The organism is Kitasatospora sp. NPDC057692, assembly GCF_042799475.1.
GTDB lineage: Bacteria > Actinomycetota > Actinomycetes > Streptomycetales > Streptomycetaceae > Kitasatospora.
In genome coordinates, this window is the sequence record NZ_JBHVIV010000013.1 from 65,799 (window position 1) to 82,548 (window position 16,750).

General features: G+C 72.6%; 15 protein-coding genes and 1 tRNA gene. 11 read left to right on the forward strand and 5 right to left on the reverse strand.

What is annotated here, in order from left to right:
• Positions 1-16: 16 nt before the first annotated feature.
• The 4 genes from ACFVFS_RS10865 to ACFVFS_RS10880 all read right to left on the reverse strand — a co-directional run bounded on the left by ACFVFS_RS10865 (position 17) and on the right by ACFVFS_RS10880 (position 4,201).
• On the reverse strand, positions 17-1,000 hold the full coding sequence (locus tag ACFVFS_RS10865) for an amino acid ABC transporter permease (RefSeq protein WP_380622483.1): 984 nt from the start codon (positions 998-1,000) through the stop codon (positions 17-19).
• Positions 1,001-1,083: 83 nt separating this feature from the next.
• Complete coding sequence (locus ACFVFS_RS10870; RefSeq protein WP_380622485.1) at positions 1,084-1,980, reverse strand: ABC transporter substrate-binding protein; 897 nt, start codon at positions 1,978-1,980, stop codon at positions 1,084-1,086.
• Between the two features lie 181 nt (positions 1,981-2,161).
• Positions 2,162-3,823 (reverse strand): APC family permease, encoded by a 1,662-nt coding sequence (locus ACFVFS_RS10875; protein WP_380622487.1) that lies wholly within the window; start codon positions 3,821-3,823, stop codon positions 2,162-2,164.
• A 290-nt stretch (positions 3,824-4,113) separates the two neighbouring features.
• A tRNA-Leu gene (locus tag ACFVFS_RS10880) sits at positions 4,114-4,201 on the reverse strand.
• Between the two features lie 330 nt (positions 4,202-4,531).
• On the opposite strand from ACFVFS_RS10880, the gene ACFVFS_RS10885 reads away from it, so the two are divergent.
• A complete protein-coding gene (locus ACFVFS_RS10885) occupies positions 4,532-5,005 on the forward strand; it encodes an ATP-binding protein (protein WP_380622489.1) in 474 nt (157 codons plus the stop codon).
• 27 nt (positions 5,006-5,032) lie between these two features.
• Here the strand turns inward: ACFVFS_RS10885 and idi are convergent, their stop codons facing one another.
• Positions 5,033-5,746 carry an isopentenyl-diphosphate Delta-isomerase gene (idi, locus tag ACFVFS_RS10890; RefSeq protein WP_380622491.1) on the reverse strand — a complete coding sequence of 238 codons (714 nt, stop codon included), beginning with the start codon at positions 5,744-5,746 and terminating at the stop codon, positions 5,033-5,035.
• Positions 5,747-6,107: 361 nt separating this feature from the next.
• Here idi and ACFVFS_RS10895 point away from each other — a divergent pair, with 361 nt between their 5' ends.
• The 10 genes from ACFVFS_RS10895 (at position 6,108) to ACFVFS_RS10940 (ending at position 16,745) form a co-directional block, all read left to right on the forward strand.
• Entirely contained in the window at positions 6,108-6,863 is a 756-nt protein-coding gene (locus tag ACFVFS_RS10895) for a sugar phosphate nucleotidyltransferase (RefSeq protein ID WP_380622493.1), read from the forward strand.
• On the forward strand, positions 6,851-7,924 hold the full coding sequence (locus tag ACFVFS_RS10900; protein ID WP_380622495.1) for an iron-containing alcohol dehydrogenase family protein: 1,074 nt from the start codon (positions 6,851-6,853) through the stop codon (positions 7,922-7,924). Before ACFVFS_RS10895 ends, ACFVFS_RS10900 begins: the two co-directional genes overlap by 13 nt.
• 91 nt (positions 7,925-8,015) lie before the next feature.
• Entirely contained in the window at positions 8,016-8,753 is a 738-nt protein-coding gene (locus ACFVFS_RS10905) for a CDP-alcohol phosphatidyltransferase family protein (protein ID WP_380622602.1), read from the forward strand.
• A 134-nt stretch (positions 8,754-8,887) separates the two neighbouring features.
• On the forward strand, positions 8,888-9,733 hold the full coding sequence (locus ACFVFS_RS10910; protein ID WP_380622604.1) for a glycosyltransferase family 2 protein: 846 nt from the start codon (positions 8,888-8,890) through the stop codon (positions 9,731-9,733).
• A 154-nt stretch (positions 9,734-9,887) separates the two neighbouring features.
• Positions 9,888-10,823, forward strand: a complete 936-nt coding sequence (locus ACFVFS_RS10915) for an ABC transporter permease (RefSeq protein WP_380622497.1) — start codon at positions 9,888-9,890, stop codon at positions 10,821-10,823.
• A 61-nt stretch (positions 10,824-10,884) separates the two neighbouring features.
• Entirely contained in the window at positions 10,885-11,661 is a 777-nt protein-coding gene (locus ACFVFS_RS10920; RefSeq protein ID WP_380622606.1) for an ABC transporter ATP-binding protein, read from the forward strand.
• Between the two features lie 288 nt (positions 11,662-11,949).
• Positions 11,950-12,984: a squalene synthase HpnC gene (hpnC, locus tag ACFVFS_RS10925; protein WP_380622608.1), complete on the forward strand. Its 1,035-nt coding sequence runs from the start codon at positions 11,950-11,952 to the stop codon at positions 12,982-12,984.
• 41 nt (positions 12,985-13,025) lie between these two features.
• Positions 13,026-13,883: a presqualene diphosphate synthase HpnD gene (gene hpnD, locus ACFVFS_RS10930; RefSeq protein WP_376085942.1), complete on the forward strand. Its 858-nt coding sequence runs from the start codon at positions 13,026-13,028 to the stop codon at positions 13,881-13,883.
• Between the two features lie 166 nt (positions 13,884-14,049).
• On the forward strand, positions 14,050-15,486 hold the full coding sequence (gene hpnE / locus ACFVFS_RS10935; RefSeq protein WP_380622499.1) for a hydroxysqualene dehydroxylase HpnE: 1,437 nt from the start codon (positions 14,050-14,052) through the stop codon (positions 15,484-15,486).
• Positions 15,487-15,656: 170 nt separating this feature from the next.
• Positions 15,657-16,745 (forward strand): polyprenyl synthetase family protein, encoded by a 1,089-nt coding sequence (locus tag ACFVFS_RS10940; protein ID WP_380622501.1) that lies wholly within the window; start codon positions 15,657-15,659, stop codon positions 16,743-16,745.
• Positions 16,746-16,750: the final 5 nt, after the last annotated feature.

Below are 16,750 nucleotides of genomic sequence, written 5' to 3' on the forward strand. Positions count from 1 at the left end.
TCGTCCGTCGCCACCGTCACTTCCCCGCCCCCTTCTTCGTCACGTCCGTCTTCCCCACGTCGGTCTTCCTCACGTCCGCCCTCCGCGTGCCGGGCCGCAGGTTCCGCAGCACCCGCTGCCCCAGCGCCGGGCGCGCCGTCTGCGCCCCGGGACTGAACCTCCGCTCCACGGCGTGCTGCGCGACGCTCGCGATGGTGGTCAGCACCAGGTACCAGATCGACGCCACCACCAGCAGCGCGATGACCTCGAAGTTCGCCAGGTACAGGTGCTGCGAGACCGTCATCAGGTCGGCGCCCGCGATCACCGAGACCAGCGAGGTGGTCTTCAGCATCGAGATGAACTGGTTCCCGAACGGCGGGATGATCACCCGCATCGCCTGCGGCAGGACCACCCGGACGAGGATCTTCCGGTTGGACATGCCCAGCGCCGCCGCGGCCTCCCGCTGCCCGGGGTCGACGCTCTGGATGCCGGCCCGGACGATCTCCGACATGTAGGCGCCCTCGTTGATCGACAGGCCCAGCAGCGCCGCGACGAACCCGGTGATCAGGGCGTTCGTCTGCCAGGTGACCAGCTTCGGCCCGTCGAACGGGATCCCGATGCCGATCTCCGGGAAGAGCAGCGCGAGGTTGAACCAGAAGATCAGCTGCACCAGCAGCGGCGTCCCGCGGAAGAACCAGGTGTACGCGCCGGCCGTGGTCCGCAGCACCGGGCTGTCCGACAGCTGCATCACCGCCGCCAGCACACCGATCACGATGCCGGCCACCTGGGAGATGAGGGTCAGCTGGACGGTGACCCACAGGCCCTCCAGGACCACCCCGTCGAACTGGTACTTCGCGATGACGTCCCAGTGCAGATTGGGGTTGACGATGATCGTGTACGCCAGCCAGACGGCCGCGAACGCCGCCACCAGCACGGCCACCCACCGCCCGGGCCGGGGCCGCCCGGTGACCCGCAGCGACAGGTCCTCCTCCGCGGGCGCCACCGGCGCGGCCTTCGTCACGACACCCGCTCCCGCGCCGGCCGCGCCCCCGGCACCGCCCCCCGCGCCGTCGCCCGCTCTCATACCGTCGCCCGCCACCGCACTCACTGCCCGACCGTGTTGACGGTGGCCTTGGTGACGGCGCTGCCGGCGACCTCGTACCGGTCCAGCACCGTGCGGTACTCACCCGAGTCGATCAGCTCCTGGAGCGCCCGCTGCACCGCGTCGCGCAGCCCGCTCTCCTTCTTCGCCACCGCGATGCCCCACGGCGCCGTCCCGTACTGCTCGGGCAGCACCTGGTACGCGGTGTTCTTCTGGGCGAACATCTGCGCCACCGGGTAGTCCACGATGGTGGCGACGGCCCGCCCGCTGTCCAGCTGCAGCAGTCCGGTGGGCGCGTCCTCGCTCTGCGAGATGGTCATCTTCTCGGCGCACTCGGTGTTCTGCCGCTCGCCGATCTCCAGGTTGGAGCTGCCCTTGGCCAGCACCACCTGCTTGCCGCAGAGGTCCTTCAGGGACTTGATGCCCTGCGGGTTGTCCTTGGTGGTCATGACGACCCCGCCGGTGCGGAAGTAGTCGACGAAGTCGACGGCCTGGCGGCGCTGCTCGCTGTCGGTCATCGAGGACATCACCAGGTCGAACCGGCCGGCCTGGAGGCCCGGGATCAGCCCGTCGAACGAGGCGTTGGTCATCTCCAGCTTCAGCCCGAGCTTCGCCGCGACCGCCGCGGCGAGGTCCGGGTCGACACCGGTCAGCTCGGTGGTGCCGGGCTTGTACATCTCCATCGGCGGGTACCCGACGGCGGTCGCCACTCTCAGCACGCCGGCCTGCTTGTACTTGCCGGGCAGCAGCTCGGCCGAGCTCTTCCCGGCGGTGTCGCCGGCCCCGGCGGCCGCACCCGGCGCGGCGGCGGAGCCCTGGTCGGAACGCCCGCAGGCGGTGGCGGCCAGGGCCACCAGCGCCAGCGCGGCCAGACAACGCAGAGGACGGGGGCGGTTCATCGGCATCTCCCTCAGGCGGTGACGGTCCGCCGATGCTGGCAGCCGCCCCCGGCTGAATGGAAGATGATGAAACTATTGCCCCCTGACCAACGAAAAACGTACGCCTCCCCCCCCCGTCCGCACATGTGAAAGCGCCGACCGGACATCGCCCGGTCGGCGCTTTCACGAGGTGCGGCGGGCCTCAGACCCGGGAGGGTGCTCCGCTCTCCGGGGCGCGGGGGGCCGGGTCGGTGGCGGCGTCGGCTTCCAGCAGCTCGCGCTTGACGGCGGCCAGGCTGGGGTTGGCCCAGGCGCTGCGGACGCCCCAGGCGTAGAAGGCCAGGCCGATCGCGGCGACGACGAGGAGGTCCCAGCCCTCCGGCAGGTAGCCCCGGCCGCCGAAGTCGGCGGAGCCGGCCCAGGAGACGGCGGCCATCACGAAGAGGTAGGCGATCATCCAGGCACCCGCCTTGAGGTGCGGCTTCAGCTCGGTGAACGGCTTGCGCAGCTCGTACCAGGCCCAGATCGGCAGGCCGGCGGCCATCAGCAGGATGACCTTGCCGGTGAGCGGCCAGCGGGCCCAGTACAGCACCAGCGAGCCGAAGACCATGGCGACCGGGGCGATCACCGGCATCGCGCGCAGCCGGACCGGGCGCGGCAGCTCGGGGGCCAGGCGGCGCAGCGCCATCACGGCGACCGGGCCGGTGATGTAGGAGATCACGGTGGCCACCGAGACGATCTCGGCGAGCGAGCCCCAGCCGCGGAAGACCGCGAGGAAGCCGAAGGCGACGACCAGGTTGAGCACCAGCGCCGGACGCGGGATGCCGGTCCTGCGGTCGACCCTGCCGAAGACGGAGGGCAGGTGGCCGTTCTCCTGGACGCCGTGGATCATCCGGGAGGTGGTGGCGGCGTAGATCATGCCGGTGCCGCTGGGGGAGACGAAGGCGTCCGCGTACAGCAGCAGCGCGAGCCAGTTCAGGCCCCAGGCGATGGCCAGGTCGGCGAGCGGCGAGGTGTAGCCGAGGCCGCCCCAGCCGTTGGCCAGGTCGGCGGTCGGGACGGCGCCGAGGAAGGCGATCTGCAGCGCGACGTAGATCACCAGGGCGATCAGGATCGAGCCGATCACCGCCTTGGGCAGCGACTTGCCGGGGTCGCGGGCCTCGCCGGCCAGGTTGAGCGGGGACTGGAAGCCGTTGAACGCCCAGACGATGCCGGAGACGGCCACCGCCGTGAACACCGCGCTCCAGCCGTTCGGCGCGAAGCCGCCGTGGTCGGTGAAGTGCTTGGTGTCGAAGTGCGAGAGCAGCAGCGCCCCGGCGGTGAGCGAGGGCACCACGATCTTGAACACGGTGATCGCCGTGTTGGTCTTGGCGAACAGGGTGATCGCGAACCAGTTCAACGCGAAGTAGACCAACAGCAGCACGCTGGCCAGCGCCACCCCGCTGACCGACAGCTCCTGCCCGTCGTACAGGCCCTTGGCCCAGCCGAAGTCCCAGGAGCTCATGTACTGCACCGAGGCGGTCGCCTCACCGGGGATGACCGACACGATGGCGATCCAGTTGGCCCAGGCGGCCAGGTACCCGGCCAGCGAGCCGTGCGAGTACTGCCCGTACCGGACCATGCCGCCGGCCTTGGGGAACATCGACCCCAGCTCGCTGTAGGTGAGCGCGATGGTCAGGGCCACCGCGGCCCCGATCACCCAGGCGACGATCGAGGCCGGCCCGGCCAGCCGCGCCGCCCGCTCGGCCCCGAAGAGCCAGCCGGACCCGATGATCGACCCCAGCCCGACCGCGGTGAGGCTGATGGTGCCGAGCGAGCGGCGGTAGTGCTGGTGTGATGCCGTCGTCGACTCGGGTTCACTCACCGTATCGGTCCTCTGTCTCGTCGTGTCATTTGGTTTTCCGGACAAACGGAGACAGCCTAAACGGCGAAATCGGGCGAAACCTCTGATCAGCCTCAAATGCGAGCGAAAACACCTGATCGTTGTCATCTCGTGCTCGAACCATCACGCCATTGGCGGTATGTCGCACAGGCGTGACGCAGGGGCCGCGAGCGGCTGCCGGGAGGGCCGATGGGGCCGATGGGGCCGAGGAAAGGGTGCGGAAATGAAAAAATTCCCCGCGGAAACTCTTTCGAGTTCCCACGGGGAATCCGTGGTGTCCGAGGGGGGACTTGAACCCCCACGCCCGATAAAGGGCACTAGCACCTCAAGCTAGCGCGTCTGCCATTCCGCCACCCGGACGGGGTGTGTGCTTCGGGGGTTTTTCGTTCGCCCCCTCGGCGACAGAGAGAACATTACCAGGGTTTCGGCGTGCTTCTCACCTGCGTTTCCCCGGTGGGGATGGTGGGGTTCGGGGGGATGGGTCGCAGGTGTGCGCGAAGCGGTGGTTCGACGGCGGTAAACGGTCGAGTTGCGGACGGTGAACGGTCAGGAACGGGCGGGGGTGGTCCGACACGGGCAACTTGTCGACGGTGCCCCGGTCGCGGGGGCGGCTCTCCTAGCCTCTGTGCACCGAGGGCGCCATGAGCGGAACGCCTGATTCCCGGGGTCGCGGACGAAGGACGGCTGGACGTGGAGCGGATCAGCGAGGACGAGGCGGCGGCGCGGGGCGGCCCCGTCGAGGGGGTGTGGCGGTTCACCGTGCCGGCCGAGCAGGCCTCGGTGCCGCGCACCCGGCACGCGGTGCGCGACCGGCTGCTGGCCCAGGGGCTGGCGGAGATCCGCTACCAGGAGCTGGTGGACGACCTGCTGCTGATCGTCTCCGAGCTGGTCGGCAACGCGGTGACGCACGCCGCCGAGCTGTCGCCGGAGGTGACCACCGAGCTGGCCGTGCGGGGCGGCTGGGTACGGGTCTCCGTCGAGGACGGCGACCCGTACCGGCCGAAGGCGCTGGCGGCCGACACCGGGCGGACCGGCGGGCGCGGGCTGCTGCTGGTGAAGAGCGTCACGCTGCAGGCCGGCGGGGTGTGCGACGTGGAGAAGGCGGGGGAGGGCGGCAAGGTCATCTGGGCCTCGCTGCCGCTCCCCCAGGGGGGCCGGGGCTGACCGAACGGGGTCCGGCGGGCGGAGGGCCTACCAGGAGTTCCCGGCGATCTCGCGGATCCCCGGCAGGGCGGCCTCGAAGACGGTCCGGAACCACACCGAGAACGGCCGCTCCGCCTCCAGCGCGCGCAGCTCCTCGGCGGTCACGAAGGCGTAGTCGTCCACCTCCTCCGGGGCCGGCCGCACCGGCGCGGTGACCAGGCCCACGAACAGGTGGTTCCACTCCCGCTCGATCAGCCCGGACGCCTCGTCCGGCAGGTCGTAGCGGACCGTGCCCGCCTCGCAGAGCAGCGCCGGGGCGACGCCCAGCTCCTCCGCGGTCCGCCGGGCGGCGGCCACGAAGGGCGGCTCGTCGGGGTAGGGGTGGCCGCAGCAGGTGTTCGACCAGACGCCGGGGGAGTGGTACTTGCCGAGCGCCCGGCGCTGGAGCAGCATCCGGCCCTGGCGGTCGAAGAGGAACACCGAGAACGCCCGGTGCAGCCGGCCGGGCTGCTGGTGGGCCCAGAGCTTCTCCGCGGTGCCGATCGTCACGCCCTCGTCGTCGACCAGCTCCAGCAGGATCTCCCCCGGAGCGCCGGAGGGCCGCGCGCCGGCGTCCACGTCCGTCTCGACGTCCAGACCGGTGTCCACGCCGGTGTCCAGCCCGGCGCCGAGCGGGGCCGCGGAACCGGCGCCGGAGCCCGCGCCGGGGCCGCCCTCCGGGTCGAGGGGGGTCGGGTGGTCGGTCGGCAGGCTCTGGGGCATGAGGCCTCTTTCGGCAGCTTCGGGAGCACTTCGGGAGCACGGGGAGCAACCACGGCTCGCACCGGTGGCGTCGCGCCCCAGTCTGCCGTACGGGTGGCGCCGCGCAGAGGTCCCACGCACAACCGGGCGGGACGGGGGCGTCCGGAGGCCGGGGAAGAGCGCCGAACTAGCAATCATGTTCGGAATGTGTTCGATCCGTGTTCGACGCTCGGACCGCGTTCGGGCTGGTCGTCGTGGTCGCCTACCATCACATAGGACACCGCGGCCGCATCTCGCGGCCCCGGCGCGCCATCGCCGGTCACCCGGAGACTCCCGGTAGCCGCGCGCGGCCGCGCACCGCACGACGGATCAGGAGACCCGCATGATCGGCCTCGTTCTGGCAGCCGGCGCAGGCCGCCGACTGCGCCCGTACACCGACACCCTGCCCAAGGCGCTGGTGCCGGTCGACGGGGAGCGGACCGTGCTGGACCTCACCCTCGGCAACTTCGCCGAGGTCGGCCTGCGCGAGGCCGCGATCGTGGTCGGCTACCGCAAGGAGGCGGTGGAGGAGCGCAAGGACGCCCTGGAGCGGAAGTACGGCGTCAGGCTCACCCTGGTCGAGAACGACAAGGCCGAGGAGTGGAACAACGCCTACTCGCTCTGGTGCGCCCGCGACCTCTTCACCGAGGGCCTGCTGCTCGCCAACGGCGACACCGTCCACCCGGCCTCCGTCCAGCACACCATGCTGGACGCCAACGCCAGGCTGGCCGCCGAGGGCCGCGAGCCCGGCATCCTGCTCGCCCTCGACACCGTGAAGCGGCTCGCCGACGAGGAGATGAAGGTGGTCGTGCACCCGACCGCCGGCATGCGCCGCATCACCAAGCTGATGGACCCGGCCGAGGCCACCGGCGAGTACATCGGCGTCACCGTGATCAACCCGTCCGCCGCCGCCGACCTCGCCGACGCGCTGCGCGCCACCTACGAGCGCGACCCGCAGCTGTACTACGAGGACGGCTACCAGGAGATGGTCGACCGCGGCCTGCGGATCGACGTCCAGCCGATCGGCGAGGTCTCCTGGGTCGAGGTCGACAACCACGACGACCTGGCGAAGGCGCGGGAGATCGCGTGCCAGTACTGACCCGGCTGGTGCCCTCGCCGGTCTTCGTGGAGATCCGCCCGGGCGCGCTGGACGCGCTCGGCGGCATCCTCGCCGACCAGCGGCTGTCCGCCTCGGGCCGGATCGCGGTGGCGATCAGCAACGGCTCGGGCTCGGTGCTGCGCACCCGGCTGGAGCCGGCGCTGCCCGGCGCCGACTGGTACAGCGTCGAGGACGGCAGCCTCGACAGCGCGGTGCGGCTGGCGGACGACATCCGCGGCGGCGTGCACGGCGGCCACTACGACACCGTCGTCGCCCTGGGCGGCGGCAAGATCATCGACGCGGCCAAGTACGCCGCCGCGCGGATCGGCCTGCCGCTGGTCTCCGTCCCGACCAATCTGGCCCACGACGGCATCTGCTCGCCGGTCTCCACCCTCGACAACCTCGGCGGGCGCGGCTCCTACGGGGTGCCCAGCCCGATCGGCATCGTGATCGACCTGGACGTGATCCTGGGCGCCCCGCCGCGCTTCGTGGCGGCCGGCATCGGCGACATCGTCTCCAACATCTCGGCCTGCGCCGACTGGGAGCTGTCGCACGCCGAGACCGGCGAACCGGTGGACGGACTGGCCGTGGCGATGGCCCGCTCGGCCGGGGAGAACCTGCTGCGGCACCCGGGCAACCTCCAGGACCGGGGCTTCCTCACGGCCCTCGCGGAGGCACTGGTACTGTCCGGCATCGCGATGAACATCGCGGGCAGCACCCGGCCCTCGTCGGGCGCCTGCCACGAGATCTCGCATGCCCTGGACGTGCTGTATCCCAAGCGGTCCGCCCAGCACGGCGAGCAGGTCGGCCTCGGTGCCGCCTTCGCCAGCTTCCTGCGGGGCGAGCGCGAGCTGACCGGTCTGATCGTGGAGCGCCTGGCGCACCACGGGCTGCCGGTGACCGCCGCCCAGATCGGCTTCACCGAGGCGGAGTTCACCGAGGCGGTGCACTACGCTCCGAACACCCGGCCGGGCCGCTTCACCATCCTTGAGCACCTCGACCTCTCCCCTTCAGCCATCAGGGACGCGTACGCCGACTATGTCCAAGCCGTCAACAGCTGACCGCTCCGCCGCGGGGGCCGCGCCGCCGCCGGTGGACCTGACCCGCCGGCCCTCGATCGAGGAGCTGCGCGCGGTGATCCACCCGGAGGGCATGCTCCAGCGCCGCAGCGCCGAGCACTGGGCCGGCCGGCTCTACATGCGCAGGATCTCGCTGCGGATCACCCGGGTGCTGTCGACGGTGACGGCGATCACGCCCAACGGCCTGACCTACCTGATGATGCTCACCGGCGTGCTGGCCGGTGCCGCGCTCGTCGTCCCGGGGATCGCGGGCGCCGTGCTGGCCGCCCTGCTGATCCAGGTGTACCTGCTGCTGGACTGCGTGGACGGCGAGGTGGCCCGCTGGCGCCGGCAGACCTCGCTGACCGGCGTCTACCTGGACCGGGTCGGCCACTACATGTCCGAGGCGGCGCTGCTGACCGGCCTCGGCCTGCGCGCCACCGACCTGCTCCACCGCGAGGGCTCCGCCGCGCACTGGGAGTGGGCGTTCCTCGGCACCCTGGCCGCGCTCGGCGCGATCCTGATCAAGTCGGAGACCGACCTGGTCGACGTCGCCCGCGCCCGCAGCGGCATGACGGCGGTCGAGGACAGCGCCTCGGTGCCGCGCTCGGCCGGCGTCGCCAAGGCCCGCCGGGCCGCCTCGTTCCTCAAGTTCCACCGGCTGGTCGGCGCGGTCGAGGCCTCGCTGCTCATCCTGGCCGCGGGCGTCGCCGACCTGGTTCACGGGGGTCTCTTCCTCACCCGGATCGCGGTGGTCGTGCTGGCCGCGATCGCCATGCTGCAGACCGTCCTGCACCTGCTGAGCATCGTTCTGTCGAGCAGGCTCCGGTGAGCGGCGTGGCAGGGGCCGGCGTGACGGGGACCGTCCCGGCGGGGCCGGGGACCGCGAGCGAGACGACGGAGAGCACCGTGCAGAGCACCCCCACCGCGGCCGACGCCTTCCGGCTCGGCGCGGTGATCATCACCATGGGCAACCGCCCGGACGAGCTGACCGCGCTGATCGAGTCGGTCCGCGCCCAGCAGGGACCGGCCGTCGAGCTGGCCGTGGTCGCCAACGGCGCCCCGCTGCCCCCGCTCCCGCCGGGGGTGCGCGCCGTCGAGCTGCCCGAGAACCTCGGCATCCCGGGCGGGCGCAACGTCGGCATCGAGCTGTTCGGCCGCGACGGCCGGGACGTCGACGCGGTGCTGTTCCTGGACGACGACGGCCGGCTGCCCGGCACCGACTCGGCCCGCCTGCTGCGCGAGGCCTTCACGGCGGACCCGGAGCTCGGCATCGTGAGCTTCCGGATCGCCGACCCGGACACCGGCGTCACCCAGCGCCGGCACGTGCCCCGGCTGCGCGCCAGCGACCCGCTGCGCTCCTCCCGGGTGACCACCTTCCTCGGCGGCGCGAGCGCGGTGCGGTGCGCCGTCTTCGAGAACGCCGGACAGCTGCCCGCCGAGTTCTTCTACGCGCACGAGGAGACCGACCTCGCCTGGCGCGCGCTGGACGCCGGCTGGGCCATCGACTACCGGGCCGACGTGGTGCTCCACCACCCCACCACCTCGCCCGCCCGGCACGCCTCGTACTTCCACAACGTGGCCCGGAACAGGGTTTGGCTCGCCAGGCGGAACCTTCCGGCCCTGTTGATGCCTCTATACCTGGGAACCTGGTTCCTGCTCACGCTGGCCCGCCGCCCCTCCCCGGAGGCGTTCAAGGCCTGGCTGGGCGGGTTCAAGGCGGGCTGGCGCGAACCCTGCGGTGCGCGGCGGCCCATGCGATGGCGTACCGTGTGGCGGCTGACCCGGCTGGGCCGGCCGCCGGTCATCTGATCGGTCCGGCGGCCGTACGGTAGGACGGCCGCCACCAGGCCGGTGGCCACACACCGGCCCCACTCCCCCCGATATCCGAGTGGATCCCCATCGGTGCCAGGCCGGCGGACCCCCGCCGACCGGCCACCCCGACGATCCCGCGCGAAGGACGAATGTGTCGACAGTGAGTGAACCCGTCAGCCTCTCAGCCCCGAGGGGGGCGGACGCGGGCCTGACCCCCAAGCAGCTTGCGGACAAGTACGGCCTGACGGTGAGCGGCAGAAGGCCCGGCCTGATCGCCTACACCAGGCAGCTCTGGGCCCGCCGTCACTTCATCTGGGCCTTCGCCACCGCGCGCCTGGTGGCCCAGTACACCGACGCCAAGCTCGGCCAGGTCTGGCAGGTCGTGACGCCGCTGCTGAACTGCGCGGTGTTCTACCTGGTCTTCGGCGAGATCCTGAGCAACAAGGACGACAACCCGTACTACGTCGCCTGGCTCTGCATCGGCGTCTTCATCTTCCAGTTCACCCAGAACGCCGTGCAGTCCGGCACCCGGGCGATCTCGGACAACCTCGGGCTGATCCGGGCGCTGCACTTCCCGCGCGCCTCGCTGCCGGTCGCGTTCACCGTGATCCAGCTCCAGCAGCTGCTGATCTCGATGGTCGTGCTGTTCGCCGTGGTGCTGCTGAACGGCATCGAGCCCGGCCGGACCTGGATCCTGGTCGTCCCGGCGCTGGTGCTGCAGTCGATGTTCAACACCGGTGTCGCCCTGATCTTCTCCCGGATCGGCGCCAAGACCAGCGACATCTCCCAGCTGATCCCGTTCGCGATGCGCGCCTGGCTGTTCCTGTCCGGCGTCATGTACAGCATCTCCGACAAGATCAAGGAATGGCCGGAGTTCTGGCAGAAGGTGATGGAGCTCAACCCGGCCTCGGTCTACATCGACCTGGTCCGCCACGCGCTGGCTCCGATCATCTACAACAAGCACCAGCAGCAGTTCCTGGAGTTCCCGCCGCACCAGTGGAAGTACGGGATCGCGTGGGGTGTGGGCATGCTGGTCATCGGATACGTCTTCTTCTGGAAGGCTGAGGAGGAGTACGGCCGTGGCTGACACCGAGGTGCGGGGGAACGACCTGCGCAAGGACCTGAAGGACGCCGCTCCGCGTCGCAAGGTGTTCGACGCCGACGTGGCCCGCGAGCCCACCGTCGTCGTCGACGACGTGCACATCGTCTACCGGGTGCACGGCGCGGGCTCCGGCAAGGGCAGCGCCACCTCGGCGCTCAGCCGGATCATCAGCCGCAAGCGCGGCTCCGGCATCCGCGAGGTGCACGCGGTCAAGGGCGTCAGCTTCACTGCCTACAAGGGCGAGGCGATCGGCCTGATCGGCTCCAACGGCTCCGGCAAGTCCACCATGCTGGCGGCCATCGCCGGCCTGCTGCCGACCGAGCAGGGCGGCATCTACACCAACGGCCAGCCCTCGCTGCTCGGCGTCAACGCCGCGCTGATGAACGAGCTGACCGGCGAGCGCAACGTCGTCCTCGGCTGCCTCGCCATGGGCATGTCGCCGGCCGACGTGAAGCGCCGCTACCAGGACATCGTCGACTTCTCGGGCATCAACGAGAAGGGCGACTTCATCTCCCTGCCGATGCGCACCTACTCCTCCGGCATGGGCGCCCGGCTGCGCTTCGCGATCGCCGCGGCCAAGGCCCACGACGTGCTGCTCATCGACGAGGCGCTGGCCACCGGCGACCAGGCCTTCCAGGCCCGCAGCAAGAAGCGGATCGCGGAGCTGCGCGAGGAGGCCGGTACGGTCTTCCTGGTCAGCCACGACAACGCGTCGATCCGCGAGACCTGCGAGCGGACCATCTGGATCGAGGCCGGCGAGCTCATCATGGACGGGCCGACCGAGGAGGTCGTCCGCCGCTACGAGCGCGGCGAGCGCCCGTAGCACCGCGCAGGAACGACGCAGGACCGCGCCGGGGGCCGGTCCCGGAACCGCTCCGGGACCGGCCCCCGGCGTCGTTCGTGCGCCCCCGGCCCGCCCCGTCGTGCCCCGGGTGGCCCGCCGCCGGCCGGGTGAGCGCCCCGTGCGCCGGGTGAGGCGCTCTTCTCCGGCGCGGCCGTTGGTGTCAGGCTGTAGGCGCGGGGGCGGTGTGCCGGAGGGGACTCCCGTGATCGGACGCGTGTCCGACTCGGGCCGGTCACCGGAGCGGTGTAGAACGGGGGAGTGACAGCAGTGTCGGCTTCGGCCCAGCCCAACAGTGAAACCCCGCCCGCGGAGGGTGGTGCCGCGGGAGCGGCGACCCTCGCCAAGGCGAGCGCGGAGAACTTCCCGGTCGCCCCGTTCTTCCTGCCCGCCGCGTGGCGCGACGACCTCATGACGGTCTACGGCTTCGCCCGGCTGGTCGACGACGCCGGTGACGGCGACCTCGCCGACCCGGCCGGCACCGCCGCACTGCTCGGCGTGCCCGCCCCGACGCCCCAGGAGCCCGCCCCCGGCGCCGGGTCCGGCACCGCCGCCCCGCACCGGCCCGGACCGGCCGAGACCGCCTTCCGGCTCGCCCTGCTGGACGGCCTGGAGCGCGACCTCGACCGGGTCTTCGAGACCGCCCTCGCCGCGGCCGCGACCGACGGGGCGGCCGCGGCCGACGGGGGCCCCCGCCACCCGCTGATGCGCCCGCTGGTCCCGCTGGTCGACCGGCACGGCCTCACCCCGGAGCCCTTCCGCCGGCTGATCCAGGCCAACCGGGTCGACCAGACCACCGACCGCTACGCCACCTACGACGACCTCCGCGGCTACTGCACGCTCTCCGCCGACCCGGTCGGCCGCCTGGTGCTCGCCATCGCCGGCGTCGCCACCCCCGAGCGGATCGCGATGTCCGACGCCGTCTGCACCGCCCTGCAGATCGTCGAGCACCTCCAGGACGTCGCCGAGGACCTCGCCCGCGGCCGGATCTACCTGCCCGCCGAGGACCTCGACCGGTTCGGCGTCACCGAGGAGGACCTCGCCGCACCGGCCGCCGGGCCCGCGGTGCGCCGGCTGATCGCCTTCGAGGCGGACCGTGCCCGCACCCTGCTCGACCGCGGTGCGCCATTGGTAGGTACGGTTCGGGGGAGGCTTCGACTGCTCCTGGCGGGATTCACCGCGGGCGGCTACGCGGCCCTGGCGGCCGTCGAGGACGCCGGGTACGACGTGCTCGCCCAGCAGGCGAAGCCGGACAAGCGCCGCCTCGCAGCGAAGGCGGCGGCCATCTTCGCGAAGGGAAGGTGAACGCCCGAGTGGCGGCATCACCACTGGCGTCCGCGCCTGTCATGGCGGCGTACCGGTACTGCGAGGCAGTGACCGGGCTGCAGGCCCGCAACTTCAGCTACGGCATCAGGCTGCTGCCGGAGCCGAAGCGGCTGGCCATGTCGGCCCTGTACGCGCTCGCGCGCCGGGTGGACGACATCGGCGACGGCGACCTCCCGGACGACCGCAAGGCCGAGGCCCTGCTGCGCACCCGCGAGCTGCTCGACGAGATCCGGGCCGGCTCCGTCGCGGAGGACGACACCGACCCGATCAAGGTCGCGCTGGCGGACGCGGCCCGGCGGTTCCCGATCCCGCTCGGCGGCTTCGACGAGCTGATCGACGGGGTCGAGATGGACCTCAAGGGCGCCGAGTACCAGACGTTCGAGGAGCTCAAGGTCTACTGCCGGTGCGTGGCCGGGGCGATCGGGCGGCTGTCGCTCGGCGTGTACGGCTGCGAGGACCCCGAGCGCGGCGCCCGGTACGCGGACACCCTGGGCCTGGCGCTCCAGCTCACCAACATCCTGCGCGACCTGCGCGAGGACGCCCTGAACGGCCGGACCTACCTGCCGACCGAGGACCTCGTCCGGTTCGGCTGCCAGGAGGGCTTCGCGCAGTCCCGGCCGCCGGTCGGTGCCGACTTCACCGGCCTGATCGCCTTCGAGGCGGCCCGCGCCCAGGCGGCCTTCGAGGAGGGCCTGCGGCTGCTGCCGATGCTGGACCGCCGCAGCCGGGCCTGCACCGCCGCGATGGCCGGGATCTACCACCGGCTGCTCGGCCGGATCGCCGCCGACCCGGAGTCGGTGCTGCGCGGCCGGGTGTCGCTGCCGGGCTGGGAGAAGGCGTACGTGGCGCTTTCCGGGCTCGCCGGGGGGCGTTCTTGATTCTTGCCACAGTTCTGTCACGCTGTGTCAGCGGGGAATCACTTTTGGGTAGAGCCCTGTTGACGGCTGTGCCGGATCCGACCGTCGTGGTCCCGGGTCCGACCGCATTGACCACGGGCGCTCCGGCCAGGACCGGACCGGGCGCGGGACGCGAGGGGGAGAGCCGATGACCGGGCGAGCCGACGCCGCGCGCCCGGCCGCCGTCGTGGTCGGCGGCGGCCTCGCGGGCATCACCGCCGCACTGCGGCTGGCCGAGGCCGGCCACCGGGTCACCCTCGCCGAGGGCCGCCCCCGGCTGGGCGGCCTGGCCTTCTCGTTCCAGCGCGGGGAGCTGACCGTCGACAACGGCCAGCACGTCTACCTGCGCTGCTGCACCGCCTACCGGGGCCTGCTGGAGCGGCTCGGCGCCAACCGGCTGGTGCACGTCCAGGACCGCCTGGAGGTGCCCGTGCTGGGCGTCTCCGGGCCCGCCGACGCCCCGGTGCGCACCCTGGGCCGGCTGGAGCGCGCCGCGCTGCCGGTGCCGCTGCACCTGGCCGGCAGCCTGGCCCGCTACCCGCACCTGGGCCCGGCCGACCGGGCCCGGGTGGTCCGCGGCGCGCTGGCGCTGCGCCGCCTCGACCTGGCCGACCCGGCGCTGGACGAGGTCTCCTTCGGCGACTGGCTGCGCGGACAGGGCCAGAACGAGCGCACCCTCGCCGCGCTGTGGGACCTGGTCGGCGTGGCCACCCTGAACGCCCGGGCCGACCAGGTGTCGCTGGCGCTCGCCGCCATGGTGTTCAAGACCGGGCTGCTCTCCGACCCCGGGGCCTCCGACATCGGGACGGCCACCGTCCCGCTCGGCGTGATCCACCACGACCGGGCGCTCGCCGAACTGGAACGCGCCGGCGTGAAGGTGCTGCTGCGCGCCCGGGTGGCCGAGCTCAAGCCGGCCGTCCCGCAGCACGCCGTCCGGCTGGAGGGCGTCGACGAGCCGCTCGCCGCCGACACCGTGGTGCTGGCCGGCGCCCAGGACACCGCGGCGGCCCTGCTGCCGCCGGACGCGATCACGGGGCAGGACCGGCTCGCCGCCTTCGGAACGGCGCCGATCCTCAACGTCCACGTGATCTACGACCGCCAGGTGCTGCGCAGGCCGTTCTTCGCCGCCCTCGGCTCGCCCGTCCAGTGGGTCTTCGACCGCACCCGGCACTCCGGCCTGGCCGGCACCGCGCTCGGCGCCGCGCACCCCGGTGCCCAGTACCTGGCGCTGTCGCAGTCCGCCGTGCAGGACGAGATCGACCTGCCGGTCGCCGAGCTGCGCCGGCGCTACCTGCCGGAGCTGGCCCGGCTGCTGCCCGCCGCCGGCGGGGCCGAGGTGCTGGACTTCTTCGTCACCAGGGAGCGCACCGCCACCTTCGACCCGGCCCCGGGCACGGCGGCGCTGCGGCCAGGTCCGCGCACCGCCGTCCCGGGCCTGCTGCTGGCCGGCGCGTGGACGGCCACCGGCTGGCCCGCGACGATGGAGGGAGCCGTGCGCAGCGGCCACGCCGCCGTCGACGCCGCCCTCGCCGACGCCGGCCGGCGTCGGCCCTCGGACCGCGGCGACGGGAGGTGGCCGCGGTGACCGGCTCCCCGCGTGCCGGGGACCGAGGCGAGCCCGCGAGAGCGGGCGTTCACCCGTTCGGTCCCGGCGGCGCTGCCGCCCGTGCCGGCCGTGGCCCCACCGGCCGCACCACCACCGCCAGCGTCCGGCCGTCCCACGCGGCCAGGCACCACCAGGGAGAGGGAACGTACGTGGAGTCACGCATCGGCACGGCCGTCGGAGGCACGGCCCATGCCGAACCGGTCTCGGTGCCGGAGCTGCTCAACCGCACCCGCGCGCTCTGCACCCCGCCGCTGAGGGCCGCCGTCGCCCGTCTGGCGGCACCGATGGACACCGTCGCGGCGTACCACTTCGGCTGGATCGACCAGGACGGCACACCGGTCGCGGGGGACGGCGGCAAGGCCGTCCGCCCGGCCCTGGCGCTGCTCTCGGCCCAGGCCGCCGGCGCCCCGGCGGAGGCCGGGGTGCCCGGTGGGGTCGCTGTTGAACTGGTGCACAACTTCTCCCTGCTCCATGATGATCTGATGGACGGTGACGAGACCCGGCGCCACCGGGCCACCGCCTGGACGGTCTTCGGTCCGGCCCAGGCGATCCTGGTCGGTGACGCCCTGGCGACGCTCGGTACGGAGGTGCTGCTCGACGCCGCGACCACGGGCGGCGCGAGCGCCGCCGACGCCGCGCGCGCCGTCCGGCTGCTCAACACCGCCAGCCGCCGGCTGATCGACGGCCAGGCGATGGACGTCGCCTTCGAGCAGCGGGACACCGTCACCGTCGCCGAGTGCCTGGAGATGGAGGGCGGCAAGACCGCCGCCCTGCTCTCCGCGGCCTCGGCGCTGGGCGCCGTCCTGGCCGGCGCCGACGACCGGGCCGCGGACTCCCTCCAGCGGTTCGGCGAGCACCTGGGGCTGGCCTTCCAGGCGGTCGACGACCTGCTCGGCATCTGGGGGGCCACCGAGGTCACCGGCAAGCCGCACTGGGGCGACCTGCGCCAGCGCAAGAAGTCCCTGCCGGTCGCCGCCGCCCTCGCCGAGGGCGGCGAGGCCTCCCGCGAACTGGCCGAACAGCTCGCCGACCCCAAGGGGCGCGGCGAGGAGAGCGAGACCGAGCTGGCCGCCCGCGCCCTGCTGATCGAGAAGGCCGGCGGGCGAGCCTGGACCCAGGAGGAGGCCCGCCGCCAGCACACGACTGCCCTCGCCGCTCTGGACGAGGTGCCCATGCCCGATGTGGTGCGCGAGCACTTCGTCGCACTCGCCGAATTCGTGGTGGTACGAGAGAGGTGACGTTA

Excerpts from the sequence above, each read along its gene's own strand:
- ACFVFS_RS10870 (WP_380622485.1), bottom strand. The coding sequence starts at position 1,980 with ATGAACCGCCCCCGTCCTCTGCGTTGTCTGGCCGCGCTGGCGCTGGTG.
- idi (WP_380622491.1), bottom strand. The coding sequence starts at position 5,746 with ATGCCCCAGAGCCTGCCGACCGACCACCCGACCCCCCTCGACCCGGAG.
- ACFVFS_RS10895 (WP_380622493.1), top strand. The coding sequence starts at position 6,108 with ATGATCGGCCTCGTTCTGGCAGCCGGCGCAGGCCGCCGACTGCGCCCG.
- ACFVFS_RS10905 (WP_380622602.1), top strand. The coding sequence starts at position 8,016 with ATGCTCCAGCGCCGCAGCGCCGAGCACTGGGCCGGCCGGCTCTACATG.
- ACFVFS_RS10910 (WP_380622604.1), top strand. The coding sequence starts at position 8,888 with ATGGGCAACCGCCCGGACGAGCTGACCGCGCTGATCGAGTCGGTCCGC.
- hpnD (WP_376085942.1), top strand. The coding sequence starts at position 13,026 with ATGGCGGCGTACCGGTACTGCGAGGCAGTGACCGGGCTGCAGGCCCGC.
- hpnE (WP_380622499.1), top strand. The coding sequence starts at position 14,050 with ATGACCGGGCGAGCCGACGCCGCGCGCCCGGCCGCCGTCGTGGTCGGC.